Here is a 17,338-nt window from a genome sequence, read left to right as displayed (position 1 = left end):
AAGGAGCGTGAAGATATGGGTAAAAAACGTATCTATGAATTAGCAAAAGAAATTAATGTTGCCAGCAAGGATCTTTTAGAAGTTGCTGGTAAAAAAGGCTATGATTTAAAAAATCACATGGCAACGATTGATGATGCTCAAGAAAAGGTTTTAAGAGCTAGTCTCCACAAAGAAGCCAAGCCAGCTACAGTTGAGAGCAAACCAGCCGCAACAACATCGGCCCCTAAGTCGAGTGAAAAAACTGACAACGGCAAGATTAAGATTAATAAAGCGGCGATCCGTCGTCGCCCAGAAGCCAGCAGTAAACCAGCACCACATGCAAACAATCAACGCCCACAAGGCAACCGGAATGGCCAAGCAGCAAATGGGCAAAGCCGTAATAATACCAACGGTCGTCCGAATAACAACAATGCGCGTCCTAATAATAGTCGTCCAAATAATGGTCGCCCAAACAACAATGCGGCGAACCGGCCAAACAGCAATGCGCGTCCATCCGGGTCAAACCAACCATTGAGCTTGCAAGAACAAATCTCACAAGCTAATGCACGGCGGCAAAAAACACAAGAACGCATTCAACAACAGCGCGAACAACGTGAAGCCGACGAAAAGAAACGCCGTCAACAAAGTAATCGTCCGCGCCCAACTGGTAATAATAGTCGTCCAACTGGCAATAAGCCAGCCGGTGCACGCCCAACAACGACGAATAATCGGCCAGCTAACAGTAGCAATAACGGCCGTCCAGTAAATAATACAAACAGCCGTCCCAACAACAATTCCAACCCAAGCCGGCCAGTTTCGGCACAAGAAATGCAACAAAAAATGCAAGCTAATACGGTTAGTGCTGCTAAACCAGCATCAAACAATACAGCAGCAAGTAAGCCAAAGAACTTTGGTCCAGATAAGAAACGTGGCGGTGGCTATAACAGCTATGGGAACAATCGTCAACGTTTCAATAAAAAGCGTAAGAAGACCCGTAAACAACAATTAGCTGAACAAAATGCAGCTAAGAAGGAAATGCCACAACGTAAGGAACGACCATTACCAGAAGTTTTAGTTTTCTCTGAAGGTATGAACGTGGCTGACATCGCTAAGAAGATTCACCGTGAACCAGCTGAAATCATCAAGAAGTTATTCATGTTAGGGATTATGGTTAATATGAATCAGTCACTTGATAAAGATACAATCGAATTATTAGCTACAGATTATGGGATTGAAGCAGAACAAAAAGTAGAAGTTGATATTGCTGATATTGATTCAGTTTTTGAAACAGAAGCCAAGAGTGATGCTAACCTTGTTAGTCGACCACCAGTTGTTACAATCATGGGGCATGTTGATCATGGTAAGACCACCTTATTGGATAACTTACGGCACAGTCATGTGACTGACGGTGAAGCCGGCGGGATTACGCAGCATATTGGTGCTTACCAAACGAAGTTAAATGATCGTTTGATTACCTTCTTGGATACACCGGGACATGCGGCCTTCAGTAACATGCGGGCGCGTGGGGCAGATATTACTGATATCATCATCTTAGTGGTTGCTGCCGATGATGGTGTCATGCCACAAACAATCGAAGCCATCAATCATGCAAAGGCTGCTAAAGCCCCAATCATCGTTGCGGTAAATAAGATTGATAAACCTGGCGCAAACCCCGATCATGTTATGGAGCAATTAATGGGCTATGGCCTTGTTCCTGAAGACTGGGGTGGTGACACAATCTTTGTTAAGATCTCCGCGAAGACGGGCGAAAACATCGATGAATTGCTTGAAATGGTATTGCTTGAAGCTGATGTGCTTGAATTGAAAGCTAATCCAGATCAAAAAGCGGTTGGGACAGTTATTGAAGCCCGCCTTGATAAGGGTAAAGGACCGGTTGCCTCACTCTTAGTTCAACAAGGGACTTTGAAGATTGGAGATCCAATTGTAGTTGGGAATACCTTTGGTCGGGTCCGGGTCATGACTAATGATCGCGGACGTCGGGTGAAAGAAGTCTTCCCATCCGAACCAGTTGAAATTACTGGTTTAAATGATGTTCCACAAGCAGCTGATCGTTTTGTTGTCTTTGAAGATGAAAAGACAGCACGGGCTGCGGGGGAAGAACGCGCTAAACGGGCCTTATTGAAGGAACGAAGCCGTGCTAACCCAGTTACATTAGATAACTTATTCGAAACAATGAAACAAGGCGAACTAAAAGAAGTTGATGTCATCATCAAAGCTGACGTGCAAGGTTCATCAGAAGCCTTGGCTGGTAGTTTACGGAAGATTGAGGTTGAAGGGGTCCGCGTGAATATTATTCATGAAGCCGTCGGCGCAATTAACGAAAGTGATGTTACCTTGGCTGCAGCAAGTAACGCTATCATCATTGGATTCAACGTACGTCCAACACCACAAGCTAAGATTCAAGCTGATGCTGAACAAGTCGATATCCGATTACATCGAATTATCTACAAGGCAATTGAAGAAATCGAAGCCGCGATGAAGGGGATGCTAGAACCCGTCTATGAAGAAAAAGTAATTGGTCAATTAACTGTTCGTGAAATATACAATGTTTCTAAGATTGGGACAATTGCTGGGTGTATCGTCGACACTGGTGTTATCCAACGTGATAGTGGCGTCCGCTTAATTCGCGACAGTATCGTGATTTATGAAGGTAAACTTTCAAGCTTGAAACGTTTCAAAGATGACGTTAAAGAAGTCAAAACTGGCTTTGAATGTGGTGTGACAATCGAAGATTACAACGACATTAAGATTGATGATCAAATTGAAGCCTACGTGATGGAAGAAGTACCTGTTAAATAATTAATTTACAGGAGGACAAGCAATGAAACATCGTGTTGGTCGCGTTGAGCAAGAAATTCAACGTGAAATAAATGATATTTTATTAAAAAGAGTGCGTGATCCGCGTGTCGAAGGGGTTACAATTACAGATATTAATCTTAGTGGTGACTTACAGCATGTAAAGGTTTATTACAGTATTTTATCCGGTTTAGCCAGTGATGCTGAAAAGACACAGGCTGGTCTGGATAAGGCCAAAGGTTTAATTCGGAGTGAACTTGGTCAACGGATTAAGTTGTATAAGATTCCAGAAATTACTTTTGAACAGGATGGTTCAGTCCGATATGGTGAACATATCGATGAGCTTTTACGTAAGTTACACGCAGATGAAGCGCAACGTTAAGTTGTAGCTGAAAAAAGAATCCCGCGAAAGCGGGGTTCTTTTTATTTGGGCAAAACGTGCTTTTTGGACTGTTTTTTTTCGGTTAATTACCAACTAGAAGTTATGCTAAACAATGGTATAATTTTCAATTTTAAATTAATCCGCAAAGCCAACCCGTTCGAATCAGTACTCTGTGCTATAATGGTATGGTTAATGACTAAAGGAGATTATTTATGGACGGCATTGTACCCTTATATAAAGAACGCGGCATGACCAGTAGCGATTGTGTTTTCAAAGTACGCCGCATTTTACACATGAAGAAAGTCGGTCATTCTGGAACATTGGACCCCAATGTTGATGGCGTTTTACCAATTTGTATTGGGCAGGCAACCAAAGTGGTTGATCAGCTAGTACAATCTGGGAAAATCTACACGGGTGAAATCACACTGGGACTATCGACCACCACTGAAGACTTAGATGGTGAAATTGTTGATGCGATACAGTTGAAAGAACCTTTTTCTACTGAGAAAATCAAAGCGACCCTTGCTAGTTTCCTTGGCGATTCGATTCAGATTCCACCAATGTTTTCGGCAGTGAAAGTTAATGGTCGGCGCTTGTACGACTATGCGCGCGCTGGGGATCCGGTTGAACGACCACAACGCTCAATTACGATTACACAATTTGATCTAGATGGTGAACCACAATTTGACGCCGAAACCGGTCGGCAAACATTTCGCTTTATTGTAGGCTGTTCGAAAGGCACATATATTCGAACACTAGCCGTTGATTTTGGCCGTAAACTTGGCTTACCAGCGGTAATGTCTGATTTAACACGTCTAAAAAGTGGTGGCATTCAAATTGGCAATTGCATTACGCTAGAACAATTGGCACAAAAAGCGGCAGCCGGTGAACTCGCAGATGTATTATTGCCAATTGATCATGTGTTTGAAGCTTACCAGAAAGTTGCTTTAGATGACGAGCAATGGGCAAAAGTTTTGAACGGTGTCTTCTTAACCTTACCAGAACAAACTGATGAAATTGTAGCGTTGACCTATCAAGGGCACATCAAAGCATTGTATCAAGTCGAAAATGCGGCGCGACATTTCTATCGGCCGTATAAAATGTATTTACAAAATCAAGGGACTCATTAAAAAAACTAGGTGAAAATTATGCGAGTTATTGAATTAAACCATCCTTATTCTCAAGACCAAGTCCCCACTGATCAAGTGGTTTTAGCACTTGGCTTTTTTGATGGGGTGCACCGTGGACATCAAGCAGTGATCCATCAAGCAAAACAAATTGCAGTGCAAAAAAAGCTGCCATTAGCTGTGATGACATTTGATATCCACCCGGCGATTGTTTATCGTAATGCTGATCGAGCGACTTTTCGTTATTTATCGACGATTGACCGAAAACAGACATTGATGGCAGATCTAGGGGTTGATTTGTTGTATATCGTGCACTTTAATGAGGCATTTGCAAAATTAGATCCACAGACATTTGTTGATCAATACTTAGTCGCTTTGCATGCAGAGACTGTCGTAGCAGGATTTGATTATACTTATGGAAAAAAATCGGTTGCGAATATGACAACTTTGACAGATTATGCTCAGGGACGTTTTAACATCGTAACGGTCGCAGAACATGACTACCATGGTGCTAAAATCGGCTCGACATTGATCCGCGATTATTTAGATGCTGGGCGAATCACTGAAGCCAACGAATTATTAGGCTATGTGTACCAAACGACAGGTGAAGTGGTGCATGGTGAAGCACGCGGTCGAGAGTTAGGGTTTCCAACTGCTAATATCGAGTCACAACAACCAGAACGATTGCCGGGTATCGGGATTTATGCGGTTCGCTTATTTGTGCAGGGCCAATGGTATCTAGGGATGGCCTCAATTGGACGCAATGTTACGTTCCATCGCAATAACCCGGTGACCGTCGAGATTAATTTATTGGATTTTAATGCTGATATTTATGGTGAATCCGTTAAAGTGGATTGGCATCAATATTTACGTGGTGAAGTGAAGTTTAATTCTGCAAAAGAGTTAGTTGCCCAACTCCACCAAGATGAAGCCAACACGCGGGCTTACTTTGCACAGTTAGCGGGGCAACAATAATGGCGGGCGCATACATCCATATTCCTTTTTGTGAGCACATTTGTTACTACTGTGATTTCAATAAAGTTTTCATTGAAGGCCAACCTGTCGATGATTATGTCGAAATGTTGATCCATGAATTTCAACTAGTGATGGCTGAATATCCAGATGAAAAAATTGATACGATTTATGTCGGTGGCGGGACTCCCACAACGTTAACCCCAGCACAGTTGCAGCGCCTCATTAATGGCATACATCAATACTTACCGTATGATGGTGGTGAATTTACGTTTGAAGCTAATCCCAATGATTTGCAAGACACTGCGAAATTACAGGTTTTAAAGGACAATGGCGTTAATCGTTTAAGTATTGGTGTTCAGTCATTTAACGATCAAATTTTGAAGAAAATCGGTCGAATTCATCGAAGTGCGGACGTTTATCAGGCGATTGATAATGCACATCGAGTTGGTTTTGAAAATATTAGTATCGACTTAATTTTTCGGTTACCGCAACAAAGTGAAGCAGATTTTATGGATAGTCTGCATAAAGCAATTGCACTTGATTTACCACATTATTCAACTTATTCACTGATTTTGGAACGTAAAACAATTTTTTACAACCTGATGCGCCAAGGTAAATTACACTTACCATCACAAGATGTCGAGGCTCACATGTATCAAGCTGCGATTGATAGTTTTCAAAATGCTGGCTTAGAGCAATATGAGATTAGTAATTTTGCAAAGCCGGGTTTTCAATCGGCACACAATTTAACCTATTGGCGAAATGAAAAATACTTCGGCTTTGGGGCAGGTGCTTATGGCTACTTAGGTAAAGATCGTTATCATAACTTCGGCCCCATTCAACAATATATAGAGCCACTCAAGGCTAATAAGGTGCCAGTGATTGAGCGGCATGTCTTACCATTGACGGAACAGATGGAAGAAGAACTCTTTCTTGGTTTACGGACAATGCAGGGGGTGTCGATTGATCACTTCCAGGATAAATTTAATTATCCATTGCAAACTGTGTATGGGGAAACTGTGGCTGATCAAATTGCTAAGGGATATCTCAAGCAAGATGGCGATTGGCTGCGACTCACTGAAACCGGTAAGTTCTTAGGTAACGAAGTCTTTCAAGCCTTCTTATTGGATAGTTATTAAATCGGCCAATAACTAATTTAAGCTAGTCGCTAGAATAAGAGCGGCTAGTTTTTTGTGCTTAAGGCTGGAAGGCGACTCAGTCTGAAGTCTGATTTTTAGTGAATTCGTAAAAAAAATGGTGTGTTTCTTGACTTTATTTGACGTTCTTGCTATATTAATACTTGTAATTAGCACTCGTTATAATCAAGTGCTAAAAAGAGGTGATGACATGCTGACCGAAAGACAGTTGATGATTTTGAAAGCCATTATTCGTCTTTTTACAGAAAGTGGTCAGCCAGTGGGTTCTAAGAAGTTAATGGCAGAATTACCGGTTCACGTTAGTTCTGCGACAATTCGTAATGATATGGCTGATCTAGAAAGTGTCGGTTTAATTGAAAAGACGCACTCGTCATCTGGACGAGTACCATCGATGCAAGGTTATCGTTACTATCTGGATCATCTCATGCAACCAGCAACTCTCAATCCGGTTGATGTCGCAACTGTTCAACAGTCATTTGGACAACACTACCATAAGATTGATGAGATCGTCTCACAATCAGCGAATATTTTATCGAACCTTACCAGTTATACGGCAATTACGTTAGGTCCGGGAGTTGCGGAAGTGCGATTAACTGGGTTTCGCTTAGTTCCATTGGGGAATCACCAAGTGATGGCGATTATTGTTACAAGTGCTGGGACAGTTGATAATCAAGTATTTACCATTCCCCAAGCAATTTCGGGTGATGAACTTGAAAAAGCAATCCGGCTCATTAATGATCAATTAGTCGGTTTACCACTAACAGTGGTGAGTCAAAAATTAAAGACGGATGTTCCTGTATTATTAGCACATTATATGGCTTCGCCAACTGGTTTTTTGGATATCTTCGACGATGTTTTGAAAAAGGCAAGCCAAGAGCGTCTATATGTTGGTGGCCAGATGAACTTATTGAATTTTTCAGAGTTCGATGATGTGACTCAACTCAAGTCATTGTATAACATGATTAATCAGTCAGATGATTTAGCTAAGTTACTAAATTTATCCCCTGAAGGTGCCAATAGCAAAGTCCAGGTTCGCCTAGGGGCTGAGATGGCGAATGATTTGTTGAAACATTACAGTCTGATGACTGTGAATTATGATGTTGGTGAGCATGGTCAAGGTGTGATTGCATTACTAGGCCCCACTAGCATGCCTTATTCACGGATGATTGGTTTACTTGATTTATTTCGTGAAGAATTGGCAAAGAAATTAATTGATTATTATGCAAATTTAGATGATGATTAATCTTAAAAGGAGCGTGTTCATTTGACCAAGCAAGAAAAGGCTGAAAAACAAACAAAGTCAGCTACAGAGATGCCAGAAACAAAGACACCTAAAGAAGAGACGCCATTTGAACCCGAACTAGAAGCGGATAAGGTGGTTGAACCAGCACCAGAAGCTACAACGGCTGAAAAACCAGCTTCAGATGAACAACTTACTGAACTACAAACGAAATATGATGAATTAGAAGACCGGTTCTTACGTTCACAAGCTGAAATTAAGAATATGCAAATGCGTCAGCAAAAAGAACAGGCTAACTTATTAAAATATGATGGCCAATCATTGGCTAAAGCTGTTTTACCAGTCTTAGACAACTTAGAACGGGCATTAGCAACTGAAGTTACTGAAGAAGGTGCAGCAAGTCTTAAAAAAGGCGTGCAGATGACTTATGATCATATGAAGCAAGCTTTAGAAGATCATGGTGTTAAAGAAATTGAGGCCCAAGGGCAAGCCTTTGATCCGACCATTCACCAAGCGGTCCAAACAATCGCTGCTGATGGTGATCAAAAAGCAGATACGGTGGTTCAAGTTTTCCAAAAAGGTTACTACTTGAAGGATCGTGTTTTGAGACCAGCAATGGTCGTTGTTGCTCAATAATTAAATTTAAAAATCTTAAAAAAGAGGGTATTTTTCATGAGTAAAGTAATCGGTATTGACTTAGGAACAACCAACTCAGCGGTTGCCGTTCTGGAAGGCGGCCAACCAAAAATTATCACAAATCCAGAAGGCGCACGGACAACACCATCGGTTGTATCATTTAAAAACGGCGAAATCCAAGTCGGTGAAGTGGCAAAACGCCAAGCAATCACTAACCCTGATACAATCGCATCAATCAAACGGCACATCGGCGAAGCAGGTTACAAAGTAACTGTTGGCGACAAATCATACACACCACAAGAAGTTTCAGCAATGATCTTACAATACATCAAGAAATTCGCTGAAGATTATCTTGGTGAAGAAGTCACAGAAGCTGTTATCACAGTGCCTGCTTACTTCAATGATTCACAACGCCAAGCAACTAAAGATGCTGGTAAGATTGCCGGCTTAGATGTTAAACGGATTATCAACGAACCAACAGCTTCAGCATTAGCTTACGGTTTGGACAAGACAGAAACAGACGAAAAAGTCTTAGTTTATGACCTTGGTGGTGGGACATTTGACGTTTCAGTGCTTGAATTAGGCGATGGTGTCTTCCAAGTATTATCAACAAACGGTGATACCCATTTAGGTGGGGATGACTTTGATGAAGCCATCATGAACTGGTTAGTTGAAAACTTCAAATCAGACAACGGTATCGACTTGTCAAAAGACAAGATGGCTATGCAACGGTTAAAGGATGCTGCCGAAAAAGCTAAGAAAGATTTATCTGGCGTTACAAGCACACAAATTAGCTTGCCATTTATCTCGGCCGGCGATAACGGCCCGTTGCATTTAGAAATGACATTATCACGTGCTGAATTTGATAAGTTAACCTCCGACTTAGTTGATCGGACTAAAGCACCTGTTATGAATGCTTTGAAAGATGCTGGTCTAGAATCAGGTGACATCGACAAAGTCATCTTAAATGGTGGTTCAACACGGATTCCCGCTGTTCAAGAAGCAGTTAAGAATTGGACTGGCAAGGAACCTGATCACTCAATCAACCCTGACGAAGCGGTTGCACTTGGTGCTGCTGTGCAAGGTGGTGTTATCTCAGGTGACGTTAAAGACGTTGTTTTACTTGATGTCACACCATTATCATTGGGGATTGAAACAATGGGTGGTGTCTTCACGAAATTAATCGACCGGAATACAACGATTCCAACAAGCAAGGCACAAACTTTCTCAACGGCTGCTGACAATCAACCGGCCGTTGATATCCATGTTCTACAAGGTGAACGTCCAATGGCTGCCGACAACAAGACTTTAGGTCGTTTCCAATTAACTGATATTCCTGCTGCACCACGTGGTGTACCACAAATCGAAGTTAAATTCGATATTGATAAAAACGGGATTGTTAATGTTTCTGCTAAAGACTTAGGCACAAACAAAGAACAAAAGATTACAATCAAGAGTAACTCTGGTTTATCAGACGAAGAAATTGATCGGATGATGAAAGAAGCTCAAGAAAATGAAGAAGCCGATAGTAAACGTAAAGAAGAAGTTGATTTGAAGAATGATGTCGATCAATTAATCTTCCAAACAGACAAGACTTTGAAGGAGCTTGAAGGTAAAGTTTCTGATGAAGAATTACAAAAGGCTAAAGATGCGAAGGAAGAATTAGTCAAGGCACAACAAGAAAATAATCTTGAAGATATGAAGACTAAACGTGATGCGTTAAGTGAAATTGTTCAAGAATTAACGGTTAAATTGTATCAACAAGCACAAGAAGCGCAACAAGCTGCTGGTGGTGCTGAGGGTAGTGCAACTGATGGTAAGCCTGATGATGGTACTGTCGACGGCGACTTCGAGGAAGTTAAAGACGACAAAGAATAATGTGTTTAGAAAAAGCCAAAACCTAGTATGGTCTAGGGCCTTGGCTTTTTTTAATCAGTCAATTATGCTATCCTTGTTAAGGTAGATTTAGCGCATAAGTATATGAATGGAGGCCCACAATGGCTGATAAAAGAGATTACTATGACGTCTTAGGAATAAGTAAAGACGCTTCAGATGATGAGATTAAAAAAGCCTATCGTAAACTTTCAAAGAAATACCATCCAGATATTAATAAAGCACCTGATGCAGAAGCCAAGTTTAAGGAAGTCACGGAAGCTTATGATGCATTAAGCGATCCTCAAAAACGAGCTGCTTATGATCAATATGGTCATGATGGGATGAATGGTGGCTTCGGTGGCGGTGCTGGCCAAGGCTTTGGCGGCGGTGCCCAAGGCTTTGGTGGTTTCGAAGATATTTTCAGTTCATTTTTCGGTGGCGGTAGTGCACGTCAACAACCCAACGCCCCTCGTCAGGGTTCTGACTTACAATATCGAATGGATTTAAAATTTGATGAAGCCATTTTTGGAAAAGATACTAAGATTTCTTACAATCGTGAAGCAGAATGTCATACGTGTCACGGTTCTGGTGCAAAACCTGGAACGAGTGCCCAAACATGTCATAAATGTCATGGTTCTGGTCAAGTTCAAGTTGAACGGCAAACTGCATTTGGCCGGATGATGGTTCAAGAAGTATGTGATGTTTGTGGTGGCACTGGTAAAGAAATTAAAGAAAAATGCGAAACATGTCATGGTACAGGTCATGAAGACGAGCGTCACACTGTCAAAGTTAAAGTCCCAGCCGGTGTCGAAGACGGGCAACAAATGCGTCTTCAAGGTCAAGGTGAAGCTGGCACCAACGGCGGCCCTTATGGAGATTTATTTATTGTATTCCGTGTGGCACCGAGTGCTGAATTTAAACGCGACGGGGCTCAGATTTATTCAGAAGTTCCAATTAGTTTCGTCCAAGCTGCCTTGGGGGATGAAATCGAGGTCAACACTGTTCACGGCTCGGTAAATCTAAAGGTGCCAGCCGGAACACAAACGCATACGGTATTCCGTTTACGGGGTAAAGGAGCACCTAAGTTACATGGTACAGGTAACGGTGATCAAAATGTTACAGTCAACATTGTTACGCCCAAGACCCTAAATAGTAAACAACGGGATGCCTTAAAGGCATTTGCAGTGGCCAGTGGAGATTCAGTTAACCCACAAGACAACAACTTATTCGATAAGATTCTAAATAAAAAACATAAGAAATAGTAAAGCATGGCAAAAGTATTTTTGGTACGTTAAAAGGATCACCGATTTTTTAATCAGTGATCCTTTTTTACATAGATTAATATGTTGTTAAATTAACCCCCAATGACGGAGCCCTTTGATAATGCCACCTTCAGTGTTTTTAGAGGTAATGTATTTCGCCTTTGCTTTGGCTTCAGGAATTCCATTGCCCATGACGGTTGGATAGTCCACATAGTCGAGCATTGGTAAATCATTTGTACCATCACCAAACGCATAAGTGGGAATCCCCGATAAGTTTTGTGATTTGATTAGTGTTTTAATGCCCGTTTGCTTAGAACAATCTTTTTCAACTGTATCAATTGAATAAGGTGTGTTGCGATAGAAGGTCAAATTAGTCCCTTGTGGTTCCGTGTAAGCTTGATCGTTATTGTTAGTTAGGATCAACATCATGTATACCGGATGGTTTAAATAGTAATCGGGGTCGACTGGCGGCAAGTCTGAATTAACATAGTTATAAGCGTCCTTACCAGCTTGGGTGATTGCAGTAATGCGGATTGCTTGGTCGTTATAAAAAGCAACAGCTTCGCCAGCAGCCTTAGCAGTCGCCACCGTCGCTTCAATAACGGGGGTTGGAATCGTTCCTTGGTAGACTGATTGGCCTTCAAATTGAATGTAACTGCCGTTTAAACAGATGAATGAATCGATACCCGTCGTTGCCAATGCATCTTGAATCTCAAGTGGTGAGCGCCCAGTAGCAATGATGGGTAGGTAGTTGTTGGCGCGTAGTTGCCGCAATGCAATTGCAACCGCAGCGTCAACTTCTGAATGCGCGTTGTAAAGTGTACCGTCCAGATCAAAAAATACCAGTCCTTTATAGGTCAAAATAGGGCCTCCTAAAATTTAATATCTGTCTCATATGCTATCATGTTTCAAGCATAAATAACAGTCGTAGCATCTTTGAAAATTAAAGACGTGGTGATAGTTACATTGATATTGAAGGATAATGGGCGACGTGCTTGCGAAAATAGTGCGGTCTGGTTTTGAGGACTAATTTTAAATCTTAGTGTTTTTTAGGTAATCCCCAAAAGGTCATTCGACTGGTTAAGGACTTATTTTACAGGACGCTTAATTGTATCAGCGGAACTATTTTCATGAGTTCTTCATATTTTATTCATCCGTAATTAGTTTATCTACTGTATAATGTAGACATAATGTTGTAAAAAGAGAAGGAATTATAATGAAAATTTTAATGGTTGAAGATAATAAATCGGTATCTGAAATGATGAGTATGTTTTTCCAAAAAGAGGCTTGGGATGCCCATTTTGCATACGATGGTGTAGAAGCAGTGACCGCTTTTAGTACCGATCCAGAAAGTTGGGATATTATTACTTTGGATCTTAACTTACCAGGTTTAGATGGTATGCAAGTGGCACAGAAAATTCGCGAACGCTCAAAGACGGTACCAATTATAATGCTCACAGCACGTGATTCTGAGAGTGATCAAGTGCTAGGATTAGAACTAGGGGCCGATGATTATGTGACCAAGCCGTTTAGCCCAATCACATTAATTGCCCGGATTAAAGCCCTACATCGACGGGCCGAATTAGTTGATGAACAAGTAGAGGCTGCTGAAGAAAGTTTACAACAAACGACTGACCAATCTGATTATGATGTGCAAACGACGCACTTCAAATTGAGTTCTAAAACACGTGAAGCCTACTTATTAGATCAGCCGATTTTAGAGTTAACCCCAAAGGAATTTGATCTGTTAAAAACGTTAGCTAAAAATGCGCGCCAAGTTTTTTCCCGTGAACAATTACTGGAACTGGTATGGGACTATCAATATTTCGGGGATGAGCGCACTGTCGATGCCCACATCAAGAAGTTACGTCAGAAAATCGAAAAAGTCGGGCCACAAGTGATTCAGACTGTCTGGGGTGTTGGTTATAAATTTGATGATTCAGATGTGGCTGCAAAATGAAATTAATTTATCAGTGGATGTTAGCCTTTTTCGGGGTAATAATGACAACAATTGTGATTGTGGGCATTGCATTTACGCAATATTCGACTAAAACTGCCTACGAAAATACTTGGGATCAATTAGAAGGCTACGCAAATGTAATTGAACGCGAGGCCTTTAAACAGGGGGCCCAGGCTACCTTGTCGACTCAATTTATTGCTGACAGTCAACAGATATTGTCCCAACAGCATGTTGGGTTTAACTTCTTTAATGCTGAAAATGAGATGGTTTATCCCACACCAGATTCTAAAATATCGGTTAAGAAGCAGTATTGGAAACACTTAAAGAACGGTCAAATTCAACGGCTTAGTTTGAGTCGTGATTCACATCAGGTGAATAATAATAAGCAGGAACAGTTAGTCGTGTTTAAACCAGTTTTTTACAATAATAAACTAATTTACGTAATTGGTGTTGCGGCGCCTTTACAGACCGTTAAATCTGGCCTGACCACAATGCGTAAGAACCTGTTCGTCGCATTTTTACTATCAACGATTGGGGGCGTTTTGTTAAGCTATGTTTTAGCCCGGTATCAAATTTATCGGATTAATCGGCTGCGAAATGCAACGCATTTAGTGGCTGAAGGTGACTTTGACGTCCAGATTAAAAATCCTGGGAAGGATGAATTAGATGATTTGGCGACCGATTTTAACGAGATGGTCCATTCATTAAGTGCTTCTGAAAAGGAAATTAAGCGGCAAGAGGACCGACGACGCCAATTTATGGCAGATGCTGCACACGAAATGCGAACACCACTGACGACCGTTAAAGGCCTTTTGGAAGGCCTACAATATGATGCAATACCAGAAGAGATGCGGGCTAAGAGTATTACATTGATGCAAAATGAAACTAATCGTTTAATTCGGTTGGTTAATGAAAACTTGGATTACGAAAAAATTCGGACTAATCAAATTAAGTTAAATCGACAGACATTTAATGCGGTGGCTGCCATCCAGAATATTCAAGAACAATTAGATAAGAAGGCCACTGAGGCAGGGGATCGACTGGTCTTAGAGGCTCCCGATAATGTGCCAATTTATGCCGATTATGACCGATTTGTACAAGTTATCTTTAACATCATGCAAAATGCAATCCAGTTTACACAAGATGGAAAAATTACAGTGACTGCTGAAGTTGGGTTTCACGAGACTGTGTTAGCAATACGAGATACTGGGATTGGCATGACTGCTGACCAAGTTAAGAATATTTGGGAACGTTATTACAAAGCCGATCCATCGCGGAAAAATACTCGTTATGGGGAATCTGGACTGGGCTTAGCAATCGTCCATCAGCTCGTCCAGTTACACCATGGGAAAATTGATGTGCAAAGTGAACTCGGCCAAGGAACGACCTTTACGTTGACTTTTCCAGATGAAACAATTGTGAACACTGAAGCTTAATCCAAGCGGAATGGATTGTGCTAACGTGTTTATCGGCATGGATGGGCGCATAGTTGTGGCGCATTTATTGAACGGATATTTCAATCTGGCAAAATAAGATGGACTATTTTTCATATGCCTGTAACAATCTTCGGTTGACTTTGGCAAGCAGTTTTACTACAATGCTTATAAATAAAATCCTTTTAAGTGCAGTTCAGCGAGGCTGCCAAGGGAGCGGTTAATAAGCAATGATTGGCCTGCTCTTGTTCAGAGCAGGCTTTTTTTATGTTATCAATTACGTGGAGGACTAAATAAATATGGCAAAACAACAAACAATTGATGCAGTGACTAAAGATCAACGGACTATGGGTCGATGGGACTTATTGGCAACTTGGATTGGGGCTAATGCGAATAACGGGACTTGGTTTATTGGCGGGATTATTGCGGCAACTGGTTTGCTCCAAGGATCAATGTTATTGCTTGTTGTAGGTTGTTTATCATATGTGTTACTTGCACTGGCATCATATATGGGCTATCAAACCGGTGTTGGGTCGATGGGGTTAACCCGCGCTTCTTTTGGGGTCAATGGTTCGGTGGTCCCTTCAATCATTAATGTAATTCAATTTATGGGTTGGGCGGCAGTTAATACCTACATTGCGGCAACCTCAGTCAGTTTGATCATCAAGGAAATTATGGGTTGGACTGGCAATAATGGTCCAATGAATCGAATGAGCCTGATTATTGGAATTTTAATTATGTCAGTCTTACATTTAATCAGCATTTCGTTAGGTGAAAGATCTATCCGTTGGATTGAACGGATTGGGATTATCTTAGTGATTATTTTAGTGATGTGGGAATCGCTGATTGTTTTTAAGATGGTGCCATTCAAGAATTTAATCGGTTGGCGGCCAGCAGCAAACTTACGACTTAAACTGGGGCAGGCGGTTGATATCTTAGCGGCATTTAACCTGGCGTGGGTGACAGCTGCCGCGGATTTTAGTCGTTTTTCAAAGAGCAAAAAAGCGGCGACAGCCTATTCATTTTTAGGCGCTAATATTGGATTATTTTGGTTTGCATTTATTGGTCTGGTGGCTACGATTGCGACTGCGATTACGCTACATCATTTTGATCCGAATAATGCTGATCCAAGTACGATCGCTGTTAAGTTAGGCTTGGGTATATTGGCCTTGCTAGTCATTGTGATTACAAGTACAACTGCTAATGCCGTTAATTTGATGGCGGCTGGTTCAGCACTAACCAATATTTGGCCGCGATTTAAATTAACACCGGCTTTGTGGTTAGTGACTTTATGGGCAACTGGGGTAACTTTTATTCCGGTCTATGTCGCATCATTTATCACTACTTTTGAAGCTTTTTTAGATAGTATCGGGATGTTTCTAGGACCAGAGATTGCTATTTTTTTAGTCGATTATTTCATCGTTAAACACCGGCAATATAATATTCATGACCTAAACATAGTTGGTGGTCAGTATTGGTATACCAAAGGCTATCATCTAACGGCACTGTTTGCGTGGATTATTGGAGTGATCAGCTATCTAATTTTAAATCAATTCACAATTATTCAGACGTATACTGGGGCAACCTTCATCGCGATGTTAATCACGGCGGGGCTTTACTGGGGATTGATGCAAAAGAGAACATCTAGTATTTAAATACTAAAAAAACGTCAATTCGTTGACGTTTTTTTAATTTTTACCCACATAGTTCATATAAATTTCACACTTTAGTTTTACACTAATTGTATTAGGAGGTGGGGTATGTTCTTTATTAAATCAATTCCAGCTAATATCCGGTATTATTTACGCCAATCGATAGTAATCTACCTTGTGGACTGTTTCTTTTTAGGTGGTATGATAATTACGCTGAGTTTGATCAGTTTGGAACGTTATGACCTCCACCGGTTAGAGAAACAGCTAGCTAATTTTAGTCATGCCAAACAAGGTGCTGATCCGTTGAATCAGCTTATTGAAGGCAAGCATCTCTTACTTGGTCGATATCAACTTATCGGACTACTCATGATGATTATTACGATAATTTTGGTTGGTATTTTAGCTGGCCAAGCTTTTAAAAAGTTACGTCAAGATATTGAAACATTTTCGAGTGCCGCTTGGCCACAGTACAAAATTGTTAATTATTATACGCTAATAGCATTATGTATTTTAGTTTTAGCTAGTATTACCGTTATCGTCGGGTGGTTAGTATTGAATTCCTATTATTGGCACGGATTAGAGGTTGTTAATCAACGTTGGTTACAAAAACCGTTTCGGCCAGTTCAAGGCCCACAAGCGCTACAACCACTATTTAAAAATCACTTAACTGACTTTAGCAGTCGCTCCTTATTAAATCCTGTTTTACACGAAAGTACGAAGCAAAGTCTAACCAATCAGGTCCTTAGGCGATTATGGTTACCACTACTAAGCTTAATTGTCCCCATTTTTATTGTGGGGTGGTATCAAGTAAATCACTTTAGTAAAATGAGAAAGCTGTGATTA

Annotated in this window: 14 protein-coding genes; 13 read left to right on the top strand and 1 reads right to left on the bottom strand. The window is 41.0% G+C overall.

All coding sequences use genetic code 11. The annotated features are described in order from the left end of the window. The first annotated feature begins 15 nt into the window (after positions 1-15). The 9 genes from infB (at position 16) to dnaJ (ending at position 11,450) form a co-directional block, all read left to right on the top strand. Positions 16-2,799 (top strand): translation initiation factor IF-2, encoded by a 2,784-nt coding sequence (infB, locus tag FC90_RS06320; RefSeq protein WP_057908422.1) that lies wholly within the window; start codon positions 16-18, stop codon positions 2,797-2,799. 22 nt (positions 2,800-2,821) lie between these two features. After that, positions 2,822-3,178, top strand: coding sequence for a 30S ribosome-binding factor RbfA (rbfA, locus tag FC90_RS06315; RefSeq protein ID WP_057908421.1), 357 nt, complete (start codon positions 2,822-2,824; stop codon positions 3,176-3,178). Positions 3,179-3,390: 212 nt separating this feature from the next. Further along, on the top strand, positions 3,391-4,308 hold the full coding sequence (gene truB, locus FC90_RS06310; RefSeq protein ID WP_057908420.1) for a tRNA pseudouridine(55) synthase TruB: 918 nt from the start codon (positions 3,391-3,393) through the stop codon (positions 4,306-4,308). A gap of 18 nt (positions 4,309-4,326) precedes the next feature. Continuing rightward, positions 4,327-5,280 carry a riboflavin biosynthesis protein RibF gene (ribF, locus tag FC90_RS06305; protein ID WP_057908419.1) on the top strand — a complete coding sequence of 318 codons (954 nt, stop codon included), beginning with the start codon at positions 4,327-4,329 and terminating at the stop codon, positions 5,278-5,280. Beyond that, positions 5,280-6,419, top strand: coding sequence for a radical SAM family heme chaperone HemW (hemW, locus tag FC90_RS06300; protein ID WP_057908418.1), 1,140 nt, complete (start codon positions 5,280-5,282; stop codon positions 6,417-6,419). The genes ribF and hemW overlap by 1 nt, the downstream gene beginning before the upstream one ends. 208 nt (positions 6,420-6,627) lie before the next feature. After that, positions 6,628-7,680: a heat-inducible transcriptional repressor HrcA gene (gene hrcA, locus FC90_RS06295; protein WP_057908417.1), complete on the top strand. Its 1,053-nt coding sequence runs from the start codon at positions 6,628-6,630 to the stop codon at positions 7,678-7,680. Positions 7,681-7,701: 21 nt separating this feature from the next. Beyond that, the gene (gene grpE / locus FC90_RS06290; RefSeq protein WP_057908416.1) at positions 7,702-8,313 is read left to right on the top strand and encodes a nucleotide exchange factor GrpE; all 612 of its coding nucleotides are present in this window, start codon (positions 7,702-7,704) and stop codon (positions 8,311-8,313) included. A 36-nt stretch (positions 8,314-8,349) separates the two neighbouring features. After that, positions 8,350-10,191 (top strand): molecular chaperone DnaK, encoded by a 1,842-nt coding sequence (gene dnaK / locus FC90_RS06285; RefSeq protein WP_057908415.1) that lies wholly within the window; start codon positions 8,350-8,352, stop codon positions 10,189-10,191. A gap of 119 nt (positions 10,192-10,310) precedes the next feature. Beyond that, positions 10,311-11,450, top strand: coding sequence for a molecular chaperone DnaJ (dnaJ, locus tag FC90_RS06280; protein ID WP_057908414.1), 1,140 nt, complete (start codon positions 10,311-10,313; stop codon positions 11,448-11,450). An 87-nt stretch (positions 11,451-11,537) separates the two neighbouring features. On the opposite strand, the gene FC90_RS06275 is transcribed toward dnaJ, so the two are convergent. Next, a complete protein-coding gene (locus FC90_RS06275) occupies positions 11,538-12,311 on the bottom strand; it encodes a Cof-type HAD-IIB family hydrolase (RefSeq protein ID WP_057908413.1) in 774 nt (257 codons plus the stop codon). Between the two features lie 355 nt (positions 12,312-12,666). Between FC90_RS06275 and FC90_RS06270 the strand changes: the two genes are divergently transcribed. The 4 genes from FC90_RS06270 (at position 12,667) to FC90_RS06255 (ending at position 17,335) form a co-directional block, all read left to right on the top strand. Next, the gene (locus FC90_RS06270; protein ID WP_057908412.1) at positions 12,667-13,410 is read left to right on the top strand and encodes a response regulator transcription factor; all 744 of its coding nucleotides are present in this window, start codon (positions 12,667-12,669) and stop codon (positions 13,408-13,410) included. Continuing rightward, the gene (locus FC90_RS06265) at positions 13,407-14,846 is read left to right on the top strand and encodes a sensor histidine kinase (protein ID WP_057908411.1); all 1,440 of its coding nucleotides are present in this window, start codon (positions 13,407-13,409) and stop codon (positions 14,844-14,846) included. The genes FC90_RS06270 and FC90_RS06265 overlap by 4 nt, the downstream gene beginning before the upstream one ends. Positions 14,847-15,142: 296 nt before the next feature. Further along, the gene (locus tag FC90_RS06260; protein ID WP_057908410.1) at positions 15,143-16,498 is read left to right on the top strand and encodes a cytosine permease; all 1,356 of its coding nucleotides are present in this window, start codon (positions 15,143-15,145) and stop codon (positions 16,496-16,498) included. Between the two features lie 105 nt (positions 16,499-16,603). After that, positions 16,604-17,335 (top strand): hypothetical protein, encoded by a 732-nt coding sequence (locus tag FC90_RS06255; protein WP_057908409.1) that lies wholly within the window; start codon positions 16,604-16,606, stop codon positions 17,333-17,335. Positions 17,336-17,338: the final 3 nt, after the last annotated feature.

The sequence above is a fragment of the Latilactobacillus graminis DSM 20719 genome (genome assembly GCF_001436415.1).
Lineage (GTDB): Bacteria > Bacillota > Bacilli > Lactobacillales > Lactobacillaceae > Latilactobacillus > Latilactobacillus graminis.
This window is presented reverse-complemented; position numbering and strand designations above follow the sequence as displayed.

Excerpts from the sequence above, each read along its gene's own strand:
- dnaK (WP_057908415.1), top strand. The coding sequence starts at position 8,350 with ATGAGTAAAGTAATCGGTATTGACTTAGGAACAACCAACTCAGCGGTT.
- truB (WP_057908420.1), top strand. The coding sequence starts at position 3,391 with ATGGACGGCATTGTACCCTTATATAAAGAACGCGGCATGACCAGTAGC.
- hrcA (WP_057908417.1), top strand. The coding sequence starts at position 6,628 with ATGCTGACCGAAAGACAGTTGATGATTTTGAAAGCCATTATTCGTCTT.
- ribF (WP_057908419.1), top strand. The coding sequence starts at position 4,327 with ATGCGAGTTATTGAATTAAACCATCCTTATTCTCAAGACCAAGTCCCC.
- rbfA (WP_057908421.1), top strand. The coding sequence starts at position 2,822 with ATGAAACATCGTGTTGGTCGCGTTGAGCAAGAAATTCAACGTGAAATA.
- FC90_RS06270 (WP_057908412.1), top strand. The coding sequence starts at position 12,667 with ATGAAAATTTTAATGGTTGAAGATAATAAATCGGTATCTGAAATGATG.
- FC90_RS06255 (WP_057908409.1), top strand. The coding sequence starts at position 16,604 with ATGTTCTTTATTAAATCAATTCCAGCTAATATCCGGTATTATTTACGC.
- FC90_RS06265 (WP_057908411.1), top strand. The coding sequence starts at position 13,407 with ATGAAATTAATTTATCAGTGGATGTTAGCCTTTTTCGGGGTAATAATG.
- FC90_RS06260 (WP_057908410.1), top strand. The coding sequence starts at position 15,143 with ATGGCAAAACAACAAACAATTGATGCAGTGACTAAAGATCAACGGACT.
- hemW (WP_057908418.1), top strand. The coding sequence starts at position 5,280 with ATGGCGGGCGCATACATCCATATTCCTTTTTGTGAGCACATTTGTTAC.
- dnaJ (WP_057908414.1), top strand. The coding sequence starts at position 10,311 with ATGGCTGATAAAAGAGATTACTATGACGTCTTAGGAATAAGTAAAGAC.
- infB (WP_057908422.1), top strand. The coding sequence starts at position 16 with ATGGGTAAAAAACGTATCTATGAATTAGCAAAAGAAATTAATGTTGCC.